Origin of the sequence: Novipirellula methanifontis (assembly GCF_052161655.1) — a bacterium.
Classification (GTDB): Bacteria; Planctomycetota; Planctomycetia; order Pirellulales; family Pirellulaceae; genus Novipirellula.
In genome coordinates this window covers 89,101-112,753 of the sequence record NZ_CP197418.1, presented here as the reverse complement: position 1 = coordinate 112,753, position 23,653 = coordinate 89,101, and the positions used below count along the sequence as shown (strand labels likewise).

At 54.3% G+C, this 23,653-nt stretch carries 16 protein-coding genes; 13 read left to right on the top strand and 3 right to left on the bottom strand.

Annotated elements, in window-relative coordinates; translation table 11 throughout:
- Nucleotides 1–583: 583 nt before the first annotated feature.
- Entirely contained in the window at nt 584–1,348 is a 765-nt protein-coding gene (locus tag SH528x_RS00370) for a SpoIIE family protein phosphatase (protein WP_442508549.1), read from the bottom strand.
- A gap of 846 nt (nt 1,349–2,194) precedes the next feature.
- Here SH528x_RS00370 and SH528x_RS00365 point away from each other — a divergent pair.
- Nucleotides 2,195–2,860 (top strand): PP2C family protein-serine/threonine phosphatase, encoded by a 666-nt coding sequence (locus SH528x_RS00365; RefSeq protein WP_442508548.1) that lies wholly within the window; start codon nt 2,195–2,197, stop codon nt 2,858–2,860.
- 146 nt (nt 2,861–3,006) lie between these two features.
- Here the strand turns inward: SH528x_RS00365 and SH528x_RS00360 are convergent, their stop codons facing one another.
- Nucleotides 3,007–4,215: a fasciclin domain-containing protein gene (locus tag SH528x_RS00360; protein WP_442508547.1), complete on the bottom strand. Its 1,209-nt coding sequence runs from the start codon at nt 4,213–4,215 to the stop codon at nt 3,007–3,009.
- Nucleotides 4,216–4,505: 290 nt separating this feature from the next.
- A complete protein-coding gene (locus tag SH528x_RS00355) occupies nt 4,506–5,549 on the bottom strand; it encodes a sigma-70 family RNA polymerase sigma factor (RefSeq protein WP_442508546.1) in 1,044 nt (347 codons plus the stop codon).
- Nucleotides 5,550–6,264: 715 nt separating this feature from the next.
- Here SH528x_RS00355 and SH528x_RS00350 point away from each other — a divergent pair.
- From SH528x_RS00350 to SH528x_RS00295, 12 genes are all read left to right on the top strand, one after another.
- The gene (locus SH528x_RS00350) at nt 6,265–7,797 is read left to right on the top strand and encodes a cryptochrome/photolyase family protein (RefSeq protein WP_442508545.1); all 1,533 of its coding nucleotides are present in this window, start codon (nt 6,265–6,267) and stop codon (nt 7,795–7,797) included.
- Nucleotides 7,794–10,238, top strand: a complete 2,445-nt coding sequence (locus SH528x_RS00345) for an FAD-dependent oxidoreductase (RefSeq protein WP_442508544.1) — start codon at nt 7,794–7,796, stop codon at nt 10,236–10,238. The genes SH528x_RS00350 and SH528x_RS00345 overlap by 4 nt, the downstream gene beginning before the upstream one ends.
- 252 nt (nt 10,239–10,490) lie before the next feature.
- Nucleotides 10,491–10,670, top strand: coding sequence for a hypothetical protein (locus SH528x_RS00340; RefSeq protein ID WP_442508543.1), 180 nt, complete (start codon nt 10,491–10,493; stop codon nt 10,668–10,670).
- Complete coding sequence (locus tag SH528x_RS00335; protein WP_442508542.1) at nt 10,667–10,840, top strand: hypothetical protein; 174 nt, start codon at nt 10,667–10,669, stop codon at nt 10,838–10,840. Before SH528x_RS00340 ends, SH528x_RS00335 begins: the two co-directional genes overlap by 4 nt.
- 5 nt (nt 10,841–10,845) lie before the next feature.
- Nucleotides 10,846–11,406 (top strand): DUF2878 domain-containing protein, encoded by a 561-nt coding sequence (locus SH528x_RS00330; protein ID WP_442508541.1) that lies wholly within the window; start codon nt 10,846–10,848, stop codon nt 11,404–11,406.
- Nucleotides 11,407–12,023: 617 nt separating this feature from the next.
- Nucleotides 12,024–12,659 carry an RNA polymerase sigma factor gene (locus tag SH528x_RS00325; RefSeq protein WP_442508540.1) on the top strand — a complete coding sequence of 212 codons (636 nt, stop codon included), beginning with the start codon at nt 12,024–12,026 and terminating at the stop codon, nt 12,657–12,659.
- Nucleotides 12,660–12,666: 7 nt separating this feature from the next.
- Nucleotides 12,667–14,193 carry a protein kinase domain-containing protein gene (locus SH528x_RS00320; RefSeq protein WP_442508539.1) on the top strand — a complete coding sequence of 509 codons (1,527 nt, stop codon included), beginning with the start codon at nt 12,667–12,669 and terminating at the stop codon, nt 14,191–14,193.
- Nucleotides 14,190–15,905 carry a hypothetical protein gene (locus SH528x_RS00315; RefSeq protein WP_442508538.1) on the top strand — a complete coding sequence of 572 codons (1,716 nt, stop codon included), beginning with the start codon at nt 14,190–14,192 and terminating at the stop codon, nt 15,903–15,905. Before SH528x_RS00320 ends, SH528x_RS00315 begins: the two co-directional genes overlap by 4 nt.
- A 690-nt stretch (nt 15,906–16,595) precedes the next feature.
- Nucleotides 16,596–17,330, top strand: coding sequence for an SDR family NAD(P)-dependent oxidoreductase (locus SH528x_RS00310; protein ID WP_442508537.1), 735 nt, complete (start codon nt 16,596–16,598; stop codon nt 17,328–17,330).
- 259 nt (nt 17,331–17,589) lie between these two features.
- The gene (locus tag SH528x_RS00305; RefSeq protein ID WP_442508536.1) at nt 17,590–18,915 is read left to right on the top strand and encodes a peroxiredoxin family protein; all 1,326 of its coding nucleotides are present in this window, start codon (nt 17,590–17,592) and stop codon (nt 18,913–18,915) included.
- Between the two features lie 146 nt (nt 18,916–19,061).
- A complete protein-coding gene (locus tag SH528x_RS00300) occupies nt 19,062–20,189 on the top strand; it encodes an FG-GAP repeat domain-containing protein (protein WP_442508535.1) in 1,128 nt (375 codons plus the stop codon).
- A complete protein-coding gene (locus SH528x_RS00295; RefSeq protein WP_442508534.1) occupies nt 20,186–23,233 on the top strand; it encodes a sulfatase-like hydrolase/transferase in 3,048 nt (1,015 codons plus the stop codon). The genes SH528x_RS00300 and SH528x_RS00295 overlap by 4 nt, the downstream gene beginning before the upstream one ends.
- The last annotated feature ends 420 nt before the right edge of the window (nt 23,234–23,653 follow it).

Sequence of the window (23,653 nt, the reverse complement as noted above, 5' to 3'; positions counted from 1 at the left end):
ATACCTCTGCAGTGCAGTTTGGGAAGAGAGAGAATCGTCACAAATTGCTTCCCAGTGAGCTTTTGCGAGTATCTGGCACTATAAGCAAGCATCCGACGCGAGTTTTTCCCATTTTTTCAGCTTCGGTAATGCTTCGAGAGAATTTTTGCGTCCTTTGTGTTTGAGCCTTCGGATTGCTTTAGCTCCCCATGCCTCCGTTGTCCGCAGATAGTACTTTCCGGCAATCACCTGCTGAGCAGCCAAGCCAGTTACTGGCAAAAATATCAGTATGCTCCAACCTGGCTCGGCCGCTCTTTCTTTGACTTAATAAACGGTAAAGGGAAAACGCCATCACTCGACTCAGCAGAGTCCGAACAATACCTCCTCACGGGAAGTGCCGGCCTAATTCTTAGTACATTCGATCTCCCGGGTGCAATCGCCAGTTTTCGCAGTTAATGAAGACGTCGCCATTCATGTTCGGATCGTTGCACCCAGCCACCCATGGCAATAGGTGCCCGACGAACGGGACAGTCACGGCACGCCCGAAGCAGTTCGCCGCGAGCGTCAAACTGCGGGACATGAGTTGTGCGGGCACGTGGCTTTCTTAGCTCAACGCAGTTAGATCGGTAGGTCTTTTGAATAGCCGCAACGGAGCGAGCAGGTTGTCTCGCAGACGAACCCGGGCGTTGGTGACGCGGCATACCATGATGGTGTTGTCTTCCTCCGGAGCACCGTTTCCCTGAATCAAGCCGATCAAGTGGGCAAGTCGAAAATCGGGTTGCGTGTGTGGCGCATCCTGCAACGCCTCCATCAACCGGTTGTGGCCGACAACACCGCCGGCGGGAAACGCGGATCGCGCAAATCCATTTCCATACAGGATGATCGTATCGTCGACCTCGAGTTTGGTACTAATATGCCTGTACTCATCTTCGCTATACACGCCATCGACATCCTCGTTATTCTGCGCTGTGCCTTGAGTTTCACCGTGGATGACCTCCCACTTTCGCTCTCGAGCGCGGAACACTAGCGGTGGCGGATTCCCAATATTACACATAACAAAGCTTCGTGTCGGAGCGAAGTAGGTTGCGACGGACGCCGTTCCACAACCACCTTGTTTGGCGAATTCGCGAAACTGTTTGCTCAGATCATCAACGACTTTATTTTGCCAAATCGAATTGATACTCCGAATCAGCCCATCTCGCATCTTGCACGAAAGGCGTCGGAAGACGTCTCCCGAACCGCAGATATCAGCGAGCATCATCCGCGTGATGCGACCGCTAGCACACGAGGAAATGTAGTGAACTTCACCGCCACCCTCGATGCAGTGGTCGCACTGGCGGCTGTAGATTTGCATAGCCAATCCGGGCATTTCGTAGCTCGCCTGGTAGCTATGGCGACCACCCGAGACTTCCAGGCACTTTTTTCGTTTTGGAGTACTAAACTGCACACTCGCCTCACTTGTTTTGAACTTGTCAAGTCATCATAGAAAGACGACAAGCGTTTTGCTCGCCTTCACTTAGCAAACGTTCGAAAATAACTTTGCCATTTCAAAATGTTTCCCGAATGACATGAACCCTCCGGTGGCGTTTGGGCCGTTCCGCTAGAGCTTCACTGGAATGGGCGTAGGTCGACCGCCAGCTTTGGAGGTAGTGGATGAGGCTACGAGTCCCAGCGACTTAGTGGCACGACAGGACTCGTAGCCTCGTCCACTACAGAGAAAACACTTCCTCCACGTGATTTGTAACAAAACTCGAATGACGAAGTTATTTCCATCTCCATGGAATCCATAACCCCAATCGACAGCGCAGAACTTGACGCGGTTTTGGCCATTTGGGCTCGCCAGTCCGCTACAATGTCATCGTGAGCGAGTGTATTCCGACGAAAGAACAGTCACGGAGAACGCTCTGCTTTAAGAGCATCCGCCCTTCAAACACGCTGGTATGTTACCGCACGACCTCTTCCGATGCTGTTTAGGTTTTCCGATGCTGTTTAGCACCACATTCAAATCCCAATCACGAATCTCGAGTATCCATTGAGCTCCGTCAGCTCCGAACGAATGCAGTGCATGGAGGTGTGGGGTGGTAATCGGGCCACTGATCGCAACATCGAAGCCCCAGGGCTCCGCATATGGGCCTACTCGAGACCTTACCCAGGATCTGTATCCGGCGGTGACGTTTACTATCTGTCTTCGTGCGCTTCGGGTCGAATTTCCCGCATGCTGTTGGCAGATGTCAGCGGTCACGGTGAAGCTGTTTCCAAGATTGCAATTGGCCTTCGCGATCTAATGCGACGCAATGTCAATTACATCAGCCAATCTCGTTTTGTCTCAGGGATGAATGAACAATTTGCAGAGTTAAACAAAGATGGTGAGTTTGCAACGGCGCTCGTGAGCACCTTTTTTGCTCCGACGCGAACCTACTCACTCTGCAATGCGGGGCATCCTCCCCCGTTGCTGTTCCGAAAGGCTTCTAGCGACTGGAGCGAACTTTCGGACAGGCAGGAACGGGCAGATGTCATCGCGGATATTCCATGGGGCGTTTGCGATCAAGCCGCATATTTCCAGCAGGACATTCGTCTCGGGACCGGTGACATGGTCCTTAGTTACAGCGACGCGGTGAGCGAATCGGAGGATGCTGACGGACAGCAACTTGGTTGCGACGGAGTCTTGCGTCTGGTTTCGGAATTGGCTGTCAGTAATCCTGCTGATCTTATACCGGCGCTGGTTCGACGGATTGGTGAGATTGACCCTCGCAGCCTCGAAAGAGACGACACGACCCTCCTGTTGTGTGAAGCCACCGGCAGTGGAACTCCATTGAAAAACAGTCTTCTCGCGCCCTTCCGGTTGCTTGGTAAGGTTGCTGACAAGACCGAGCTTGGATAAGCGAACAGGAACGCTCCGGTCCGTCATGTTAGATTGCCATCACACGACCACTCAGCAATAGCTCCGTCTTTTGCTCGACGACTTCATAGACTGCATCGGTCATCGATAGGTTGGTGACCAGCGATCTGCAAGAAAAGCGAATTGGCTCAGCGCACGGATGCCATGCTGTTGTATGCATGATCCAAAGCATGGCGAAGCGTCCAAGCTTGTGTATCGGAGCAACTTGAATGCTGAGCACTCATTAATGCGGTCTGCAATGTGTGGCGTGTGCTCGAACTCATCGTGTCACCATTATTGGCAAGCAGATCACTGACGGTTGTCATATACACAGATGCACATTGGCCTACATGACCGCTGTTGTACATCGGTGCTCCACGTTCGATCGCCGATTCGATCATACGCCGAGGATGAATCGCGCTCTGCTTATTCTGCTGCGGAAGAAGCACCGTATCGATTACGTGGATGACACCGTTGCTAGAGTCGATATCCGTTTTCAGCAAATTGGCATCGTTGACTTTGGCGACTCCATCGATGACCGCAATTCGCAGCAAAGCACCTTCGAGCGTCTTGGCCTCACCAGCGGAGAGGGCGCCGTCGGAGTAGACTCGGCCGGAGACAACGTGATACTTCAAGATCGAAGCCAACTTTTCCATGTTCTCAGGTTTGAGCAATGAGCTGATGGTCCCCTCGGGCAACTTTGCAAAAGCTTCGTCCGTTGGAGCAAAGACGGTTAAAGGTCCATCGGCAGATAACGCATCGACGAGCCCAGCCGCTTTGGCCGCAGCAAGCAACGTCTTAAATGACCCAGCCTTCTCTGCGGTCGCGGGAATGTTATCGGCTGCAGGCAAGATAACCTGATCAATTACGTGGATGACTCCATTGCTGCACTGGATGTCCGTTTTCACGACGTTGGCAGAATCAACCTTAACCCTGGCGTCCGCGAATTGAATGTCGACTCGCTGACCATTCAGAGTTGTCGCACCGCTTAGCTTGACGATCTGCTTTGCGGGGATGTTGCCCGAGACAACATGGTAAGTCAGGATGTCAATCAGCTGTTGCTTGTTTTCCGGCTTCAGCAACGTTTCCACTGTGCCAGAGGGCAATTTCGAGAATGCCTCGTCGCTTGGTGCCAGTACGGTGAACGGCCCGTCTCCTTTCAAAGCTCCAACGAGGTCGGCGGCTTCGAGTGCCGCCGCAAGAGTCTGAAATGCCCCCGCTTCGACTGCCGTATCAACGATGTCCTTCTTTACCGGCTCGGCTGACACAGCCGTTGCAGCGATGACTAGTGTGGCGACGAGTGACAAGACAACGACCATTCCCATTCGACGCGATCGGGTTTCCAGTTTAGTTTTCATTGTTACGTATTCCATTTTCCTGAGGATGTTTTGCTTTTTCTCGCCGAACCTGCAAACGAGCGACATGGGATTAAAGTGCCAATCATCAAATTGGCAAGTGTGGAATGAATTCACTTGCGTGAAATTTTGAAAAGAAAAAAGCACAGCGTTGTGGCGTAATAAATGGATCAAACAACGAACGGCCAGCCAACACTTAACGCGAGTCTCGCGAAGGAGAAAAGAGATGCAAGCGTCACTAAAGAAAACAGCCCACATGAACGCGGAAAGAGGTGTCCCGAGTGTTAGAGACTCTATGCTTCATCGGATTCCAAGTCAGCCATTTCAATCAGCCTCTGCGTTGCACGCGTCTCCAACTGACGCACTCGCTCCTTGGAGACACCCAATCGGTTTGCGATCGCTTGCAACGTCTTGACCTTGCGGTGCGAACCTAAAGCGAATCGCGCACGAATAATGAATTTCTCTCGTCGATCAAGCGCGTTCAGCATTCCAGCCAAACGACTCCGAAGCAGATGCCAGCGATTCTCACTAAATGCCGACATTCGACCTTCGTCGGTAAATTCAACGTCCATGTCCTGTAAACCGCTGATAGCTCTCTGTTGGTCTTCTTGAGTCGCTATCACTGCTCGGTAAGAGTTGCGACGAATGACTTGCGTGGCGTAAGTGCTAAATCGAAATCCGCGGTCGAAGTCAAATTTGTCTACCGCTCGGAACATTCCCAAGATGCCATCACTCAACAGATCATCAAAAGTATTTGTTCCATTCACAAACTTCTTCACAATGCTAAAGACGAGACGTAAGTTCGCCTCGACAATTCGATCACGGTGCCAATTTGCCATGGCCAGCAATCGATCGATCAACTCTAAACGGGCTCGCGATGGACGTTGCAGATTAAGCATGCTCTGCTGAAGCGACGCCTGGTAACGCAGGAAATTCATTCGGCAGAACAACTGCCGTTCTTGTTCCGGGGTGAGTAACGGTGCTTCGCACAGGTGGCCAAGATGAGCCGGAAGGTCGGAGCCGGCCTTACGAACCCGCGACACTCCCTCCTTCGAATCTGCTTTTTGCAGATTGAGCAATTCGTCAAACGTCTCGATCCCAAAAGTCGATTCGTGAAAACGCTCGTTTGAAATGAACTCAATGGGCTGCGAGAGAAGCTGCTTTGTTTCTCGCTTGAGTTCGGCCATAGTTAACTGCAGTCGATTGGGAAGCTGATGTTCGACATCGGTTGCTACTGCCAAAAGCTCTGCGGAGAACATCCATTTGGGAGCTATGGCAGTTGTATTGGCAGCGGTTTTTGACTTCGAAGTCTGCACTCGGTCTTTGATAGCAATCATTTCTCAATCCCCTTGTGAACGTTTTGAACGCACTAAACGTTCATATGGTTTACCGAGGGAAACACGGGGACGCAACCGTCATTCTGACTTATATTCCAATTATTTTGACTGTTTTCGGCTTACTCGAAGACTTCAACGATCTTGATAGTATACATGCGTAACGCATTCGCTATGTAGCCTCAACAGCCAGAATGAACGTTTTGTCTATATGTATCGTGCATACATTAGGAGCTTTAGCTCAATGCCATCTACTTTGGCACTAACCGGGTGGTTTTGTAGCGGTGCGGCGCGAGCCGCCCGGCCTAAATTGAACGTTTTTCGCGCTGCCACCGGACGGCTCGCGCCGCGAGCGCTAACAAAGTAGATGGCATTGGGGGCCTTTGGCTGCTCGCGATTCAAGCAGGCCAACGCTCCGCCAGCGATGTTTTCTAGGGCGACGGCATCGGGTTCACCTCGGTTGGATCTTCACCCCGGTGAGATCTATGTTGGGCCGACCGTTCAGTTCCAGACAGCAGCCGTCAAACCCTCCAGTGGTTTACTGAGCCTGCTCGCTAGGATGACTCGGACAATCGCGAAATCCGTCTGACCTGATAGGCGCCTTGACCAACATTGACACTGACATCGACACGCAAGTTAAAACATTCGATCAGCGAGGGATAAAGATGATCGCCAGCCAAGGTGCCGCAGATATTCCCATGCCTGCAAGGGACGAAAGTTGATTCTTCTTGTTCTTCCCAACCAGTTGTTCGCCGAACATCCCGGCCTGATGCTTCGCCCATCTCGCGTGATCTTACTGGAAGACTCGCTGTTCTTTGGCGACCAGCGGTATCCGATGAAATTCCACAAGCAAAAGCTTTGGCTACATCGTGCCACGATGAAGCGTTACGAATCGATTCTCTGCGAGCAGGAACACGAAACTCAGTACGTCGATTTCGACCCTAAGCATCCTTCGTTAGCCGATCAATTGAAGAAGGCGATCCAGGCGAAGGAGCGAACAGGAGAGACGCTTGCCGTCATCGATCCCACTGATTTCATCCTCGGGAAACGGCTACAGACAGCTTGCAAGAAACTCGGCCTCGATTGCAAGATTATTCCGAATCCGGGGTTCCTCAATTCGCCGGAACAGAATCAGGAGTATCGGGCTGGCAAGAAGCGTTGGTTCATGGCGGATTTTTACAAATGGCAGCGGCAACGACTTGATGTCTTGATGGAAGGTGACGATCCCGTTGGCGGGCAGTGGAGCTACGACGAAGACAACCGAAAGAAAGTGCCCAAGAAACTTCTGTCATCCATCCCCAAGAATTTGGAACTCAAGCGAGATTCGGTTGACATCGAGGCGAAGGAATATGTTGAGCAACGCTTCCCCGATCATCCCGGTAACCTCGATCAACTCATTTACCCCACCTCGCGCCACGACGCTCAGCGCTGGCTCAAGCACTTTTTGTCCAAACGCCTGACTCCATTCGGAGACTACGAGGATGCCATCGTCGAGGGCGAGTCATGGCTATGGCACAGCGTTCTGACACCCGCCATGAATATCGGGTTACTGACGCCTGACGAGGTTCTGAAAGCGACTTTAAAGCACGCGGCCAAACATGATGTACCGCTCAATTCGCTGGAGGGCTTTCTGCGGCAGATCATCGGTTGGCGCGAGTTCATGCGGGCAACCTACGAGGATCTCGGGGTACCGATGCGAACCACGAATCATTGGGGGCATCACCGGGCCATACCCAGCAGCTTCTACGACGGTACGACGGGAATTGCGCCGATCGACGACACAATCCAGCGGATTCTCGACACGGGCTACTGCCATCACATCGAACGTCTGATGGTGCTGGGGGGATTTATGTTCCTTTGCGAATTCGACCCTGACGACATCTATCGCTGGTTCATGGAGATGTTCATTGACAGCTATGACTGGGTGATGGTTCCGAATGTTTACGCGATGAGCCAGCACGCCGATGGTGGCTCGATCACCACGAAACCTTACTTTTCCGGTTCCGCCTACGTCCGCAAGATGAGTCACTACAAGCAGGAACCATGGTGTGAAATATGGGACGGATTGTATTGGCGATGGATTTGGAACCATGTCGATGAACTTGGCAAGAACCCCAGATGGGCCATGATGTGCAGCATCGCCAAGAAAATGGATGCCGACAAGCGAGAGCAGCATTTGAAGAATGCCGAAACGTTTCTTTGCGATTTGAGAATTGATCCACCGTCGACTGACACCCACGCAAGAACATGATCCAGATTGATGAGCTACAGGAATCGCTACCCGCTGCACTGGCGGAAAGAACGCGATTGCTCGGTGACAAGCACTTAACTTCCGAGGGCGAATTTGTCCTTTATTGGATGCGGACTGCAATTCGCACGGAGGAGAATCCGGCGCTCAATGTGGCGATTGAATTTGCAAACCAATTGGGATTGCCCCTGCTGGTTTACCACGGCTTGTCGGAACGCTACCCGTTTGCTTCGGACCGGCACCACACGTTCATCCTGCAAGGTGCCAGAGATGTTCAGATGGCGTTTGCAAAAAAATCGATTGCCTATGCGCTGCACATTGAGCGGAATGGACATCGCGGTCCGCACCTGAAGTCGCTTGCACAGCGGGCAGCGGTTGTGGTTACCGAAGACATGCCAACCGAAAGGCTGCGGAGTTGGACAGTCGGGCTGAGCCGAGTTCTTCAATGTGCAGTGTTCGCGGTCGATACGGCATGCATCGTGCCCATGCGGTTGGTCGGAAGGAGTTATGAGCGAGCATTCGAATTCCGAAATGCAACGAAGACGCTTTACGCCGAGCGTGTTTCTTTAGGCCCGAACGATTCAGATCTGCGAACTGGTTTTAATTCGTCAATTGACCTACCCCTCGAAGCGGTCGATTTGCAGGATGTCGACATCGCGAGCATCGTAAACCAATGTGAAATCGATCACTCGATTGGTCCCGTACCGCATACGATTGGCGGTTCGGTCGCCGGCTACCAGCGTTGGCAGAGCTTCAAAGACAATGGGTTATTAACCTACGACCGTCAACGCAATGACGCGCTCATCGATGGCGTCAGTCGAATGTCGCCCTACCTTCACTTCGGCATGGTCGCCCCGATGAGAATCGCCCGGGACGCGGCGGCCGAAGAGTCCAGCGGGGCGGAGAAGTACTTGGATGAGTTGCTGATCTGGCGAGAACTCGCTTACGCGTTTTGCCACTATCAACGAGACCACGGCCGCATTTCAGCGATTCCCGGTTGGGCTCGCGAGACTCTCGCAGAGCATGAGACGGATGCTCGAGATTTGCTGTCGTGGGAAACGATGTCTCGCGGGCACACTGGTGACTCCATTTGGGATTCTGCGCAGCGATCGTTGCTGATTCATGGTGAACTGCACAACAACGTTCGGATGACTTGGGGCAAGGCGATCTTGAATTGGACGTCGGACGCGAAGCAGGCACTTTCCCGCATGATCGATTTGAATCATCGCTACGCGTTGGATGGCCGTGATCCGGCTTCTTACGGTGGAATTCTGTGGTGTCTCGGTCAGTTCGATCGTGCGTTTACACCCGCGCAGCCAGTTTTCGGAACGGTCAGAACTCGCTCGACGCAGCAGCATGCCAACCGGCTCGACCCCATCGCCTATCGACGCAAGGTCACAAGACCCTTGTGGGATCCGCCCCCAAAGGTTGCCGTCATCGGCGCGGGGATCTCTGGTTTGATGTGCGGCCGAACTCTCGCTGATCACGGTTGCGACGTCACCGTTTTCGAGAAGAGCCGCGGTGTCGCTGGCCGTATGTCTACACGACGAGTCGATGACAGTCTGAGTTTCGATCATGGTGCGCAGTACTTCACCGCCCGTGACACACGCTTCAAGCGTTACGTCCAGTCGTGGATGGATGACGGGCTTGTTGAGCCCTGGGATGGTCGCATCGTTGTTGTCGAACAGGGAGTCGTCAAAGCCGAGAAGTCCGGTGACACTCGCTACGTAGCCGTTCCCGGCATGAACTCCATTGGGAAGCACATTGCAGCTGATTTGAACGTTCAACTGGAAACACAAGTCGCGCCGCCGAAGCGTTCCGGCGACAAATGGATGCTGGCCAGCAATGATGCAGCGGAGCTGGGTCGATTCGATGTAGTGGTGGTTGCCGTGCCGTCTCACCAGGCTGCGGCTCTCTTGCCGGAAGCGTCAGAACTCAGGGAACGTGCCAGCGAAGTCAAGATGAATGGTTGCTGGGCGATGATGGTGGCGTTTGAGCAATCTTTGGATCTCGGTTTTGACGGTGCGTTCGTGCAACACTCACCAATCTCATGGATCGCCCGCAACAACAGCAAGGCTCGGCGTAATAGCGATCGCAATCGCGAGACATGGGTCGTGCATGCCGCAGCCGAGTGGACGGAGGCACATATCGATGATTCTCCCAACGAGATCAAACAGTGTTTGTTCGACGAGTTTTGGGCTGCAGTAGGGCGGCCGAGGGTAGAGCCAATCCATTTGGGCATACATCGCTGGCGATTCGCCATCCCAAGTGAATCACTTACCGATCGTTGCCTGTTCGATGACCAACGGAGGATCGGAGCCTGTGGCGATTGGTGTGGCGGACCAAGAGTCGAGGGTGCATTCTTGAGCGGAATGGCGGTGGCGGGCCGCGTTCTCGGCCAGATCAACTCGGCATCGATTCCCGCGTTGAGCCAATGGCAGTAGCTTGCACTCCTTTAGCCTAACTTGCTCGGTTCGTTCTCTAGCTCGTCGTTAAACATTCGGCCGTTCGGGTGATGTCAAATCTCTGAGCGGTTTATCGACATGCCTTTGGTCGATCGTGAGGATGTGATTGTATCGGAGCTGCCCTTTACAAACTTCTATCGTATGACAAGTGAGCATCCTGCATCGAAACGTGATCCACGTGGATCGGATGCAGCGGATTGACCGCACAACATTCTGAACTTGGAACGAGGCATGAACAAACAATCTCTTGGCAAACTACTTGTCATCTTAGGAGCAGGAATATCGTTCCTCTTCTCGGTCGGTCTTTGGTTTTCCGGTCAGCGGGAAGAAGGTCTTTTTGTGGGAATTTGGGTACCGTCGATTCTTTCCTTCGGCAGCCTTCTATTTTCCCGATCAGGAGCGCCGCAATGACTTCCTTTGCGATTTTCGTGTTGGGTCTGATCGTCATGCTGATTACAGGGACGGGGGCAGTCATGATCGGGCTGCAAGAGGCCGCGGATCCAGACCAGAGTCGGGTCGAAGACTTAACCGCGGTTGAAAAGCAAATCGTGGGTCGCAGAAGTCCTGACGAACAAAGGTAAGGATAGTGCCTCAGTACGTGAATTTCTTGCTGTACCAGACCGGCTGGTTTGCGATCGTTGTGAGTGCGGCTCACTCGAAGCCCTGGTGGGGAATCACGATCGCGATGTCGTTGGTCGCAGTTCACATGCTGCTGACCAGCGAACGAACCAATCAAGCAAAGATGCTCTTGATCGCAACAGGAGTTGGACTCGTCGTCGACAGCACTCTACTGGGTCTTGAGGTTTACCACTTTCCCAACGAATCGGCGATCGGCATGCTACCGCCACTGTGGATGTCAGCGTTGTGGATACAGTTTGCAACCACCTTTCGCTACTGCCTGAAGTGGTTGAGTGGCCGGTACGTGTTGTCCGCCTTGCTGGCGTTTGTTGGAGCACCGCTGGCATTCGCAGGAGGCGAAAACATCGGTGCGGTGTCGTTCTACTCGCCGCGTCTGAGCAACTTGCTGGTTCTCGGTTCGCTCTGGGCCATCGCGATACCATTGTTGATTTATATTTCTGACAGGATCCAGGCAGACGCCTCCGTCGCCGCGACCTACCGCGGATTTCCGTCGCCTGAGAAGGTTTGAATCATGAATGTCGGATCGTGCTGAAGGCTTAGATACGAGATGTGGACAGCCCACGGCCCAAGAAGATCACCTCGTGGGGAGTGCCACTTCAACTTCTCTGTGCCATCCAATTTCGAGAGGAAATCGTGGGTGGGGGATAAAAACATCAGGGAATGTAGGGTGGGTCAAGTTCGCGAGGTGACTGGTTTTCCCGCAGCGGAAGTCGTCAAGACTTTCGTTTTCCAGGCTGGTCGAAACTCTTGACGAGTTCCGCTACGACAGTAATGACTCTGAAGGTCCCAACAACTGATTCTGATTCAAACCTTCAATCGCGAACGCCGACCCACCAGACACATGGTTTTGTTTGATCCACCCTACATCAACTTATAAACCGCACGTTCCTCGCGGAACCGCCAATGCCATGGATTCACAAATCGTCGTCGCATGGTGAATCGAACGTTCTGAATCGACGTGGAGATTCGCGACGAGGCCGGAATTGGTAGATTACGGCAGCAGCTCGCCGGCTCAGACATTACGGATTCATCCATTTTCGATATTTTTTAAGATCGAGTGCAATATCTGCGACGGACATCCGTGAGACTACTTAGACCGTCGATTTACCCTTCCGGGATTGCGTTTTGGATTTCGATTCCGCCACCTCTGAACCAACGACCCGCCCGAGCCTTCTGCTGCGTCTTCGTGATGCTAGCGATGAGAGGGCGTGGTCGGATTTTGCGGCCGTTTACGAGCCCGTGATCTATCGGACGGTCAAGCGGCGAGGGATGCAGGATGCTGACGCTCGCGAGATTGTACAAGAAGTGTTGATGTCGGTTGCTGCCGCGATTGATCGGTTTGACATCAAAGGCAATGGATCGTTTCGCGGATGGCTAAACCGGATCACTCGCAACGCGACGATCGACCGATTGCGGACCGTGCAATCGCGACGCGAAATGATCGGCGGCAGCGGTGTGGCTCGAATGATGGATGCCGCGGTCTCGAACAATGACAACTCACCCAGCAATGAACACGACTCCGCACTGTCGCACGCGTTTGATAGCGAGCATCGGCAACAACTGTTTCGCTGGGCTGCGGGCAAGGTGCGATCACGAACCGGCGAAAACAACTGGATCGCGTTTTGGCGAACCGCCGTGGAGGATCAATCCATTGCCGATGTGGCCGCACAATTGGGAATCTCCGAAGGTGCCGTCTATGTCGCGCGGTGCCGAATTTTGAAGCGTATCCGCGAACTCGTTGATCAACGATTGAGTGATTGATTGCACCATGATTGCAAAACATGAACCCCATTACGAAATCGACAAACTGCGTGAACTGCTGGACGAGCGATTGCCGATCCCGGAAGCACGACGTGTCGAAAACCACCTCAGCGAATGCGAGCGCTGTCGTGGGAAATTGAAAGCGATCGCCGGCGAGCCAATGTGGTGGGACGAAACCGCAGAGGTGCTCGGTAACAGCACGTTCGTTGATCCTGCCGTCTCGCACGAACCGTACTCGGCGGGCGACTCGGGGATTCAGCTAACTTCACTCGACGCGTCGTTGGATTGGATCCGGCCGTTGTTGCAACCGGTGTCGCAGCAACCGACGTGTGGTGATGGTCAACTGCCTGCGATCGGACGTCTGGATCAGTACTTTGTACAGGGCGTGATCGGGCAAGGCGGCATGGGCGTCGTGCTGCGTGGCATCGATCCTGAATTGAACCGCCCCGTGGCGATCAAAGTCCTCTCGCCCCACTTGGCCGGCGTCGGTGCGGCTCGGTCCCGATTTATGCGTGAAGCCCAAGCTGCCGCGGCGATCGTGCATCCGTCGATCGTGCCGATCTACAGCGTCGTTCCCACAGCACGTCTGCCGTATCTCGTGATGCCCGTCATCGGTGGTGGAAATTTGCAACAACGTCTCGATCGCGATGGACCATTGGATTTGACCGAGGTGCTGAGAATCGGGTTGCAGGTCGCCGAAGGTTTGGCGGCCGCACATAAAAACAGTGTGATTCATCGTGATATTAAGCCGGCAAACATCCTGGTCGAAGAAGGCAATGGACGCGTCCTAATCAGCGATTTTGGATTGGCGCGTGCACTCGATGATGCCACGCTAACGAACAGCGGCATGATCGCAGGAACACCGCAGTACATGAGCCCCGAACAATCGCGAGGTGAATCGTTGGATGCCCGCAGCGATTTGTTCAGCATGGGCAGTTTGTTGTATGCACTCGCAACTGGACGACCACCGTTCCGTGCCGAGACGCCACTCGGTGTGTTGCGAAAGATTACCGAGACTCGTGCCAAACCGATCCAAGAAATCAACGAACGGATGCCTGGTTGGTTCGACGTCCTAGTAACACGATTCATGGAACCCGATCTTTCGCGTCGGATCGGGTCAGCCGATGATGCCGTCACGCTCCTTCGTGAGGCGAACGCGCACGTGCGGAACCCAACGGCCAACAAACTGCCCCAATCGCTCGTCGTTCAACGTCGCAGGCCGTCTGTTAGGTTGACGTTGGCCGCAACGTGTTTGCTGGCTCTTGGTGCGGCGGTCGCTGTGTGGAGTAACGGCATCGTGGAACAGACTCGCACGCCCCCATCTCGATCAGTGTCTAGAACACTACCAAAAACATTGAATACCCATTCGCCTCAGGTCGCTACCACGTTGTCGCCTGTCACCGACGATTGGGATGCCGTCTATTTCAATGCGGAACTGAAATCGATTCAGCTCGTGTTGGATCAATTGGAATTGCAACTTAATGGTACAGTTACAACCATCGCCACCGACCAAGATTCAGGAGATCAGAAATGACGGATGACCCTCAAGCAGATTCAGCCAGCACAGAAACAAAACGTCAACAAAAGAGGCGATCTTGGTTCATGTTGCTCGTGCTCATTGTCGTGACCCCTATCGCGGTCTGGACATGGGTGTCTCCTTATTCGACACAGGCCCAACACCGCGATCCACGCCCCAGCGATCCTCTCCCCCAACCTGCTGGCTTCGCTGCAGTCGCACCGGTGCCACTGCAATCGTCGGTGGAGCCGTATAACGGGAATTTCTCACAACGAAATAATACGCAATTTGGACCCGCACCTGTTCCAACGCCGTCGTTGATGCCTCAGAATTCGCAACAGGCGGCTCCCTACGCTAGCCAGTCCTTAGCGACGCAAGCCAACAACAACAGAAATGAAACATTCGCCGAGTTTGGGTCTGGCACTACCGTCGCCAGTCCACAGCAGTATCGTCCCGTCTTCGAAAATAGTTACCGCGAAGAAGTATCTAACATCACGGTGCCGTTCACCGATCCTTCCACAGGTAAAACGTCAACTCGAACGGAAACCATTACGCGGAGGGTTCCTGTCCAACAAACAAGAATGGTCCCCGTTCAGAACAGCGCCAACGGAACAAAAATGGCCGCCGATCACGACGCGCAGATCATGCAAATCGTGCAAGAACTCAGAGGGACGCCGATCACCGATGCGAACCGAGACGCGGTGGAGTCAAAGTTGACCGATTTACGCGAGCGTCTCGAAGCTGAATTCAAACGGATGCATCAGCGACAAGCGACGGAAATCGAAACGACCGAACAACGCCTCGATAACTTGAAGGAAATTCATAAGCAGCGTGGTGACAATCAAGCTCAAATCGTCCAGCGGCGGATAGACCAATTGCTCGGTCGAAGCGACCCATTGGATTGGAACTTTAACCCTCCCGCTGTCGCGACGTCGGCACTCAGGACTGCAAACTCGTCATCGGCCCCCGCGTCTGACTCGCCCCTTCAGATCCGCCAGCAAGAACTGCCAGTAGCGGGATCATCAATAGTCGAATCCAACGCGAACCCTAATCAATTTGGCCCTTCCTTAAGCCGTGCTCACGACAACGCCCCCTCCAGCGGCTTTAACTTTCCAATTTCCGCCCAGCCAGACGAAAGTAGCCAACAACCGCAGTCTGCTACCCGCGACATAACTCCCGAAAGTCAAGAACAACCTCAACTCAGCAATCTCAACGAAATTTTCGCGATCATCGCCAATGCGGGTGAAGCAGTACTCACTGAGCAGTCAACGAAAGTCAATCTCAACACCGTCTCGTTGTTACATGGCGAAGGTGCCGTTCCTGAGAACGAATTGAGAAAGGCCACCCTCGAACATGAAACGGCCAAGAAACGCGCCGAGGTGCTGAAACTGCAACTCCGATCGATACAGCAGACATTGACGCGTGAGCTCGAAGTGGCTGAGCAGCAGTTGGCAGACGTAATCGAAAACGAACAATCACGCTCCTCTCCTCCATCGGAATCAGAGGCACTCGCAGCGAAGCGAGAAAATCGAAAAGCACGGTCGGCCGTTGATGCAGCGAGGGAAACGTTGACGCAATTCGGTGAAGCCTTGCAACTTGTTCCCTTCAACGACGAAACACCGGAACCGGCCATGATCGCCGAGCCACCTCAGGCACAACCGTCTATCTCGAGTATCGATGCGAGCGAACCGGCTGACAGCATCGAGGTGCCTGAATCAAGCGACGATTGAGATATCCGCCACTGCCATCTACTTTTAGTAGCGGTGCGGGCTGTTGATTTAGTGAGCCGCTCGCGCGTCAGCGGCCGGGTTCCACGCATTACCCGGTGCCTTACAGCTCACGACTACGATTTACATTTCGATTAAATCAACATCCCGCTCGCGCCGCACCGCTACAAAACCACCCGGTGAGTGCCAAAGTAAATGGCATCGGACTAACGCCAGCGGACATGAAGCATGCCCATTTACTCCGCTCCGTTTTCTAATCGCGGAAAGTATCTTGGCGTCGTCGCGGTTGGTACCCGCATTCGCACCCAGGCTGGAAGCCTAGGCTACGTAACCATTTACACCACTCGGTTGAATGAATGCCCGGCGACTTGCCTATCGGCGCGAGGGTTGCTGATGCAATTTTGAAGATGCTTTTCAAAATCAGGCCAGCAAGTCGACAACACGCACCATGTCATTCGTCCTCTACGCACGATTGCAATTCTTAGGAACGAGCGGGAAATGAGTGTCCTGTTTCGCGTAGTAGGACCGGTTCCCACCGGTCGTCCTTAGCGGCTCGATGGAGTCGGCCGGTAGGAACCGGCCCTACGCTCTGCAGTGGCGGACTATCATGCTCGTCGTTCATTGATGTGGTGACAATGATGATGTTTCTCTGGCTAATTCTGGCTACCCTTTTCTTCAGTCAATGCGACCACCGTGGCAAATAAAAAGACCGTAATTGTGACCGGCGGATCAGGCGGTATTGGAGGTGCAATTTGCTCCAAACTTGCTTGCACTGGCTGGAATACCGTTGTGCACTACCACAGCGACAAAGATTCGGCGGAAAAAATCGTCGATGAGATCAAGGCCGCAGGAGGCAAAGCGGTCTCGGCGAAATGCAACCTCAGCGATGAACACGAAGTTGCGGGACTGTTCGATACTGCCCTTTCCGAGTTTGGCGAAATCCACGGCGTCGTTGCTTGTGCGGGGATCGGTAGCGGTGGAACGGTGGTGGAATCGACCCTCGATGACTTCCAAAAACTGCTCCGCGTCAACGTGGTGGGGGCATATCTGACGATTCGCGAAGCTGCACGTCGGATCGAAGATGGCGGTCGAATTGTATTCGTTTCCTCACAACTCGCCGAACGTCCGCGAGAAGGAACAGGGCTGTACTCTGCAACCAAAGCCGCCATGGACGCCATGGTCGTTTCGATGTCGCGAGAATTAGGGCCACGACGCATCACGATCAATAGCGTTCGCCCCGGTGCGACCGAACCGGGAATGTTTGCCAACAGCAATCAAGAGCGTAAAGAGTATTTTCGCAATCTGTCTCCGTTCAAACGACTTGGTCATCCCGACGACATCGCCGGCGTCGTCGAGTTTTTGCTCAGTGATGATGCGAGATGGATGACGGGTCAACACCTTCGCGTCGATGGCGGCGCGTCAAACTGATTGTGACGTGTCAACCGCGACCCTGCGATACGATTTGACGCTTGGTCTTGCAACCATCCTTGATGGTTGCGAAGTAACGTAGCCTAGGCTTCCAGCCTGGGAATCACAGCAAACCCAGGCTGGAAGCCTAGGCTACGTTAACTTCAAAACTGACACGGCGGGCACAACCGTTGCTATTTTTTTCACTTTGTCGGTAGATAATGCTGGCTGGCCGGGTTTTAGATAACACTTACCCGTTCAAACCGCTTATCTGGAACCGATGATGAATCGTTTTTCGCTACTCGCCGCTACCTTCGTGTTGACTTGGCACTGCAGTGGCTCGTTGACGCTGGCTCAACAGCCCAGAAACCAAGCGGCCAGAAACCAGGGGACTGGCGGCCAGGGATTTGCTGGCCAGGAGCGCTCGCGGCAGCCAATTGTGCTCAGCGAAGGTCAATTGCCAGATACTGATGCCTTCACAGCCGATGGCAAGCCCATCAAAGTCCGCGACCTGGTTAAGGGGAAGTACACGGTACTGAAGACGGGATGCCTGACTTGTCCCGAGTTCTTACGGGCGTACGCGGAGCTGGAAGCCACGGCGAAGGACTACGCGGACAAAGACGTTCAGTTTTATTACGTCTTTCAAAGCCTTCGCCACCCCGAGCGTGAAGGCTACGTCCAGGCCCAAAACATGAGCGAGCGTTTCCTGCAACTCGCCGAAGCCAAGAAAAAACTCGGAACGCAGGTGCCGTGGATCGCCGACACGATCGATGATTCGTTTCGTGTTGCGATGAAGACGAATTCCAATTCCGTGTTTGTCATCTCGCCGGAATCGGAAATCGTCTACGCGGCCGATCGGATGAACGGAGATGGCCTGCGACAAGCCCTGACAAAACTGGTGGGACCAGTCGAAAACCCCACTTCGGTTCGCGATCTCAACCTGCCGCAATTGGCTCGCTTTCAACCCACCAACGTCAGCAACGATTTTCTAGTCGAGCGGCCCGACGGTTTGGTGATCCTGTCGATCACGCCAACCAAGCCGGAAGAGACGTACTACGTCAAACTGCGTGCCGAAGCCGAGCCGCAGCTCTTGGAAACGGGGAAAGGTCGATTGTTCCTTGGTTTCTATCCCGACCCCATCCATGATGCTCATTGGAACAACTTGACGCCAGGAATGAAGTATGTGCTTGAATTGCCCGACGGTGTTAAGGCTGATCCGGCGACCGCGGTGGCGAATAAGGGGCCGGGTGACAGCGACACCCAGCCGCGACAGTTTTGGGTCAATATTGATGGCGACAAAACGCTTGGCGACATTAAGCTGTCCTTGCATTACTACGCTTGCTCGCCGGGCATGTGTGAAGCCATGACTCACGAATACACGATTGCGTTCACGGCCGAAGATAAAAACTCACGCACGTTCAGTTTCAATCGAGGCCAGGGAGCACCGGGCGGAGGAATGCGACCTGGCGGAGGAGGTGGACGGGCAGGCAGTGGACGACAGGACATGGGTGGACGGGCTGGCGGTGGACGACCAGGTGCCGGGGGCCCCGCTGGACCGCGTGGTCAACAAGGCCGCAATCGTCCGCAACGCGCGAGCGACGAATGACTATACTGATCGCTGAATCGCTATTCATTCGGAAGTGATCTTTGAGTTTTTGGGTAGGCTGGCTGAGTTGTTCGTTTTATGATTTCCTGCTATCCAACGCTTTGATCGCGGAGCGATCAGCGACAATCCCCTAGTTTTGCTACGTGATGAAACAACCATTCCACGCCGTACTGTTACTGATCACGGTGATGTCTCATGGTTTGTGCGGCGCAGAAGAAAGAATCTTCGTCTCGAACGATCGTCTGATTCTGGGTACCGAAGTGAACCGTTCGGCCTCGGTGCGAAGCGCGGATGTCGACGGTGATGGCGACCTCGACTTGATCGTGGCCAATGGACGTCACTGGCCCCAACAGAATTTTGTGTTCGTCAATCAAGGCCGCAGTCGATTCAATGTCATGCGGCCCTTGGGTGTTGATCAATCGACCAGCTACGCTTGCGAGCCAGCCGACTTTGACGGGGACGGTGACATCGATATCGCGGTGGGCAACGACAACGCACCCTGCATGATCATGCTGAACGATGGCAACGGCGTCTTCACGGCGGGATGTGAATTCGATAGCCCATCGAGCGTCCGAAGTCTTGCGGTCACGGACATCGATGGTGACGGCGACATGGACATTCTTGTTACGTGTCGCGGCCGACCAAACCGTATCCATCTGAACGATGGTTCCGCGAACTTTCCTGTCTCTTTCGAATTTGGTAGCTCGGATGATTCAACAATCGATGTCGCGGTCGCGGACGTCAACGAGGATGGTCGTCTCGACTTGTTGCTCGCCAACCGCGATGGGCAACCCAACACAATCTTGATCGCCGAGGGCTCGCGTGGCTTTCGCAAACCTCAGGTCTTCGGTCCAAAGAATCTTTCCAGCCGAGCCATCGCGACGGCCGACTTCAACGCCGATGGTCACATCGACTGGGTCGTCGGCAACGTGGACGTAGCGAATACGGTCTTCTTCGGTGACGGCAACGGCGGCGTGCTAACCCAAACCTCGATCGGCCGAGATGACGGAAAAACGTACTGCGTCGCGGTGGCTGATTTCAATAACGATGGTCTGCCGGATATTGTCGTCGGTAACGTCGGACAACCCCATGCGGTTTATTTCAATGCAAACTCAGGGACGACGTTCGCTGAAACACGGTTCGGAACTGCCGACACGGCGACGTACGCACTGTGTACCGGCGACTTCGACGGAGACGGGTTTACTGATGTTGCGGTCGCCAACTCCGATGGTTTGAATCGAGTGTTCCTCAATCGAATAAAAAAGAATCAATGAGCAAGATGACCACTCCAGCCACGGCGTTTCTGTTGGCTGCATGTCTGTTCACGTCCGCCTTCGCTGACGAGAAGAACGATTGGCCAGGTTTTCGAGGTCCGGGCGGGCGAGGTATCGCCACCGATCAAGTGACCGCGGAATCGTGGGATGCGACGAACGACAGCGACCAAGCGATTCTCTGGAAAACCGAAGTTCCCGGCCTGGGGCACGCCAGCCCCACGATCATCGGCAACAAGATTTTCCTTGCCACCGCTGTGCCAGCCAGTGGCAATGCACCGCTGGACGTCGGTCGCAATGGTAACACCGACGCAGCCGACGACAACGGCGAGCAAACGTGGTGGGTGCTGTGTTACGACAAAGCAACGGGGAAGGAACTTTGGCGCAGCGCGGCTCGCAAAGGGGAACCTAAAGCGACTCGCCACGCCAAGGCGACTCATGCCAACACGACGATCGCCGCAGATACCGATCGTGTTGTCGCCTTCTTCGGTTCCGAAGGCCTGTATTGTTACGACCACGACGGCAACCTGCTGTGGCAACGTGACCTGGGTGTCATCAACGTTAGCAAGTACGGAATCGGTTGGGGCTACGCCAGCTCGCCTGCGATTCACGGCGACCGCATCGTCTTGGTCTGCGATGACCCCACGGATCCTTACGTGGTGACGCTGCGTCTATCGGACGGCGAAGAGCTTTGGCGAAAGTCGCGTCAGGATGATTGCGAACGAAGCTGGGGAACGGCGCTGATTCACAACAACGATGACATCACACAAGTCGTTATCAACGGTTGGCCGTGGATTGTTTCTTACGACCTGGAAACCGGCGACGAAGTTTGGCGGATCGAGGGTGGTGGCGACAATCCGATACCGACTCCGTTTGTCCACGATGATCGCATCTATATCACCAATGCTCATGGTGGCCCATCACCGATCTATGCGATTGCAACGGACGCCAAAGGAAACTTGACAGAAAACGATTCGGCCGCGGAACGAAGCGTTGTTTGGGAAGTTGACCGGGGTGGCAGTTACATGTCGACGCCGGTGGTGTGGGACGACTATCTGTATCTGGGCAATACGAATGGCGTGGTTCGTTGCTACCACGCCGAGACAGGAGAGAAGATCTACGAGGAACGACTTGGCAGCGGTGCGTCGATTACCGCATCGTTGGTGGCCGCCGATGACAAAATCTACTGCCCTTCCGAAAATGGCAAGATGTATGTGTTGCAGGCAGGTCCCGAATTCAAGATCCTGGCCGAGAACGAAATGGGGCACCCCTGTTTCGCCACGCCCGCGATTTCCGAAGGAGTGCTTTACGCGCGAACGACCAAGACGCTGATCGCGATCCAACCCGTACCGGAATCAGCAGCCAAGACCGCTTCACAACCACGTCCCAACATCTTGTTCATCGCGGTCGACGATTTGCGGCCGTCGATGGGATGTTACGGTGACCCCGTCGCGATCACACCGAACATGGATCGATTGGCGGCCAGCGGGGTGCAGTTCGATCGTGCGTACTGCCAAGTTGCGGTGTGCAATCCGTCGCGAGCCAGTTTGATGACTGGCCTGCGTCCCGACAACTTGGGCGTGTGGACGTTGCCGATTCACTTTCGCGAGGCCAAGCCGGACGCGGTCACGATGCCTCAGTGGTTTCGCAAGTTTGGTTATACGGCCGTCAGCCATGGCAAGATCTATCACAATCCCACTCCCGATCCACAGTCTTGGAGCGAGCCGATTCGCAAGCTGCGTTCGCTTCCAAATCCGTATCCCGGCGGAACTCGCGAGCAAGTGCAAGCGGCGATGAAGGAATTGCCGGCCAACGACTGGCGAAAGAACAACCTGCGAAACCCTAGCACGGCGGCACCCGATTTGGCTGACACCGAAGTTCTCGATGGTGCTCGGACCGAGATGGCGATCGAAGACTTGCGTCGACTGGGCCAGCAATCCGAACCGTTCTTCCTGGCGATGGGATACATTCGGCCGCACTTGGCTTGGGTCGCGCCCAAAAAGTATTGGGATCTGCACGATCCAGCTAAATTGCCAGTGCTGGTGGATCAACACGTGATCCCAAACACACCCGGCTACGCACCGACCAACAACAGCGAATTGTCGCACTACGTTGACTTAATCGACATGCCCAGACCGTGGGACGACCGAGAATTGTCACTTGAAAAGCGACGCCATCTGGTTCATGCCTACTATGCCTGCGTCAGCTACGTGGATGCACAAATCGGTCGGCTACTGGATTCACTCGAGGAGGAAGGTCTTACCGAGAACACGATCGTCGTATTGTGGAGCGACCACGGTTGGAAGCTCGGTGAGAACCGTGGCTGGGGAAAGATGACCAACTACGAAATCGACGCACGGGTGCCGCTGCTGATTGCTGCACCAGGGATGAAGACCGCGGGACAGACGACCGATCAATTGGCCGAGTTGCTAGACCTGTATCCAACGCTCTGCGAACTCGCAGGAATCGAAACTCCTGACTTTGTCGACGGCCGCAGCTTAGTGCCAATTTTGAAAGACACCCAAAACAAAGTGCACGACACCGCGATGAGCCAGTACTACCGAAATTTCGAGGGGCGTCAGTACATCGGCTATTCGATGCGGACCAACGACTATCGCTTCATCGAGTGGCGAGACTTCGAGACGGGCTCGGTGACCGATCGCGAACTTTACGATCATCGATCCGGCGACATCGAAAGTGAAAACATCATTGCGTCGGCTCCTCGAGACCTAGTCGATCGCTTGACCGAGCAATTGGTCCAGTCGCATCCAAGAAAGCGGCTGCAAATGACACCCGCGGTTCATTCGAATCCGAATCCAGGACGCTGGAGTGCCGAATTGAGTTTTACCAACAAAACCGAAACGGAGTTGATGGTGTACCCGATCACGCCAGCGGGTCGACGGGGCCGAGTCATACGAATCAAGCCATCGCAAGAAGTGAGCATCAATGCTCGCCTCGGTGGTGTCTTCGTTGTCGAGAGTGAAGACGGCAGCGTTCACGAAATCCACTCTCCGTCGTACCCAACACGATCGATCGTGATCGAGTAAGGAAACCACAGTAGTGAGCCGTGGGCCGTAAGGCACCGGGTAATACGCATTACTCCCAAATTGCGGAGACTACTCAATCAGCCCGCCTTTAAACGCTTGTCCCAGTTGATTCAGAGAACGGCTGACTGATCAATGCAAGTCCCTTCTCCCACGCGCAGCTTGGGAGAGGTAACAAACAACGAGTTACCTCTCCCGAGCGAAGCACGGGAGAGGTCGGACGGGCCCCACAGGCCTCGTCCGGGTGAGGGCCGACCGCGCAACCTTGAAGCATGGTTCGATTGAGCTTGCTCGGACGGCCCTCACCCGAGCAATCGCTGAAGGCTCTGCTCGACCTCGCCCAAACTGCGTTGGGGAGAGGTGACAGTCAACGAGTTACCTCTCCCGAGCGAAGCACGGGAGAGGTCGGACGGGCCCCCACAG

What these genes read in the sequence shown, in the direction of transcription:
- SH528x_RS00340 (WP_442508543.1), top strand. Translation starts at nt 10,491, where the DNA reads ATGAACAAACAATCTCTTGGCAAACTACTTGTCATCTTAGGAGCAGGA.
- SH528x_RS00360 (WP_442508547.1), bottom strand. Translation starts at nt 4,215, where the DNA reads ATGAAAACTAAACTGGAAACCCGATCGCGTCGAATGGGAATGGTCGTT.
- SH528x_RS00370 (WP_442508549.1), bottom strand. Translation starts at nt 1,348, where the DNA reads ATGCCCGGATTGGCTATGCAAATCTACAGCCGCCAGTGCGACCACTGC.
- SH528x_RS00320 (WP_442508539.1), top strand. Translation starts at nt 12,667, where the DNA reads ATGATTGCAAAACATGAACCCCATTACGAAATCGACAAACTGCGTGAA.
- SH528x_RS00355 (WP_442508546.1), bottom strand. Translation starts at nt 5,549, where the DNA reads ATGATTGCTATCAAAGACCGAGTGCAGACTTCGAAGTCAAAAACCGCT.
- SH528x_RS00300 (WP_442508535.1), top strand. Translation starts at nt 19,062, where the DNA reads ATGAAACAACCATTCCACGCCGTACTGTTACTGATCACGGTGATGTCT.
- SH528x_RS00365 (WP_442508548.1), top strand. Translation starts at nt 2,195, where the DNA reads ATGCTGTTGGCAGATGTCAGCGGTCACGGTGAAGCTGTTTCCAAGATT.
- SH528x_RS00305 (WP_442508536.1), top strand. Translation starts at nt 17,590, where the DNA reads ATGATGAATCGTTTTTCGCTACTCGCCGCTACCTTCGTGTTGACTTGG.
- SH528x_RS00295 (WP_442508534.1), top strand. Translation starts at nt 20,186, where the DNA reads ATGAGCAAGATGACCACTCCAGCCACGGCGTTTCTGTTGGCTGCATGT.
- SH528x_RS00345 (WP_442508544.1), top strand. Translation starts at nt 7,794, where the DNA reads ATGATCCAGATTGATGAGCTACAGGAATCGCTACCCGCTGCACTGGCG.
- SH528x_RS00335 (WP_442508542.1), top strand. Translation starts at nt 10,667, where the DNA reads ATGACTTCCTTTGCGATTTTCGTGTTGGGTCTGATCGTCATGCTGATT.
- SH528x_RS00315 (WP_442508538.1), top strand. Translation starts at nt 14,190, where the DNA reads ATGACGGATGACCCTCAAGCAGATTCAGCCAGCACAGAAACAAAACGT.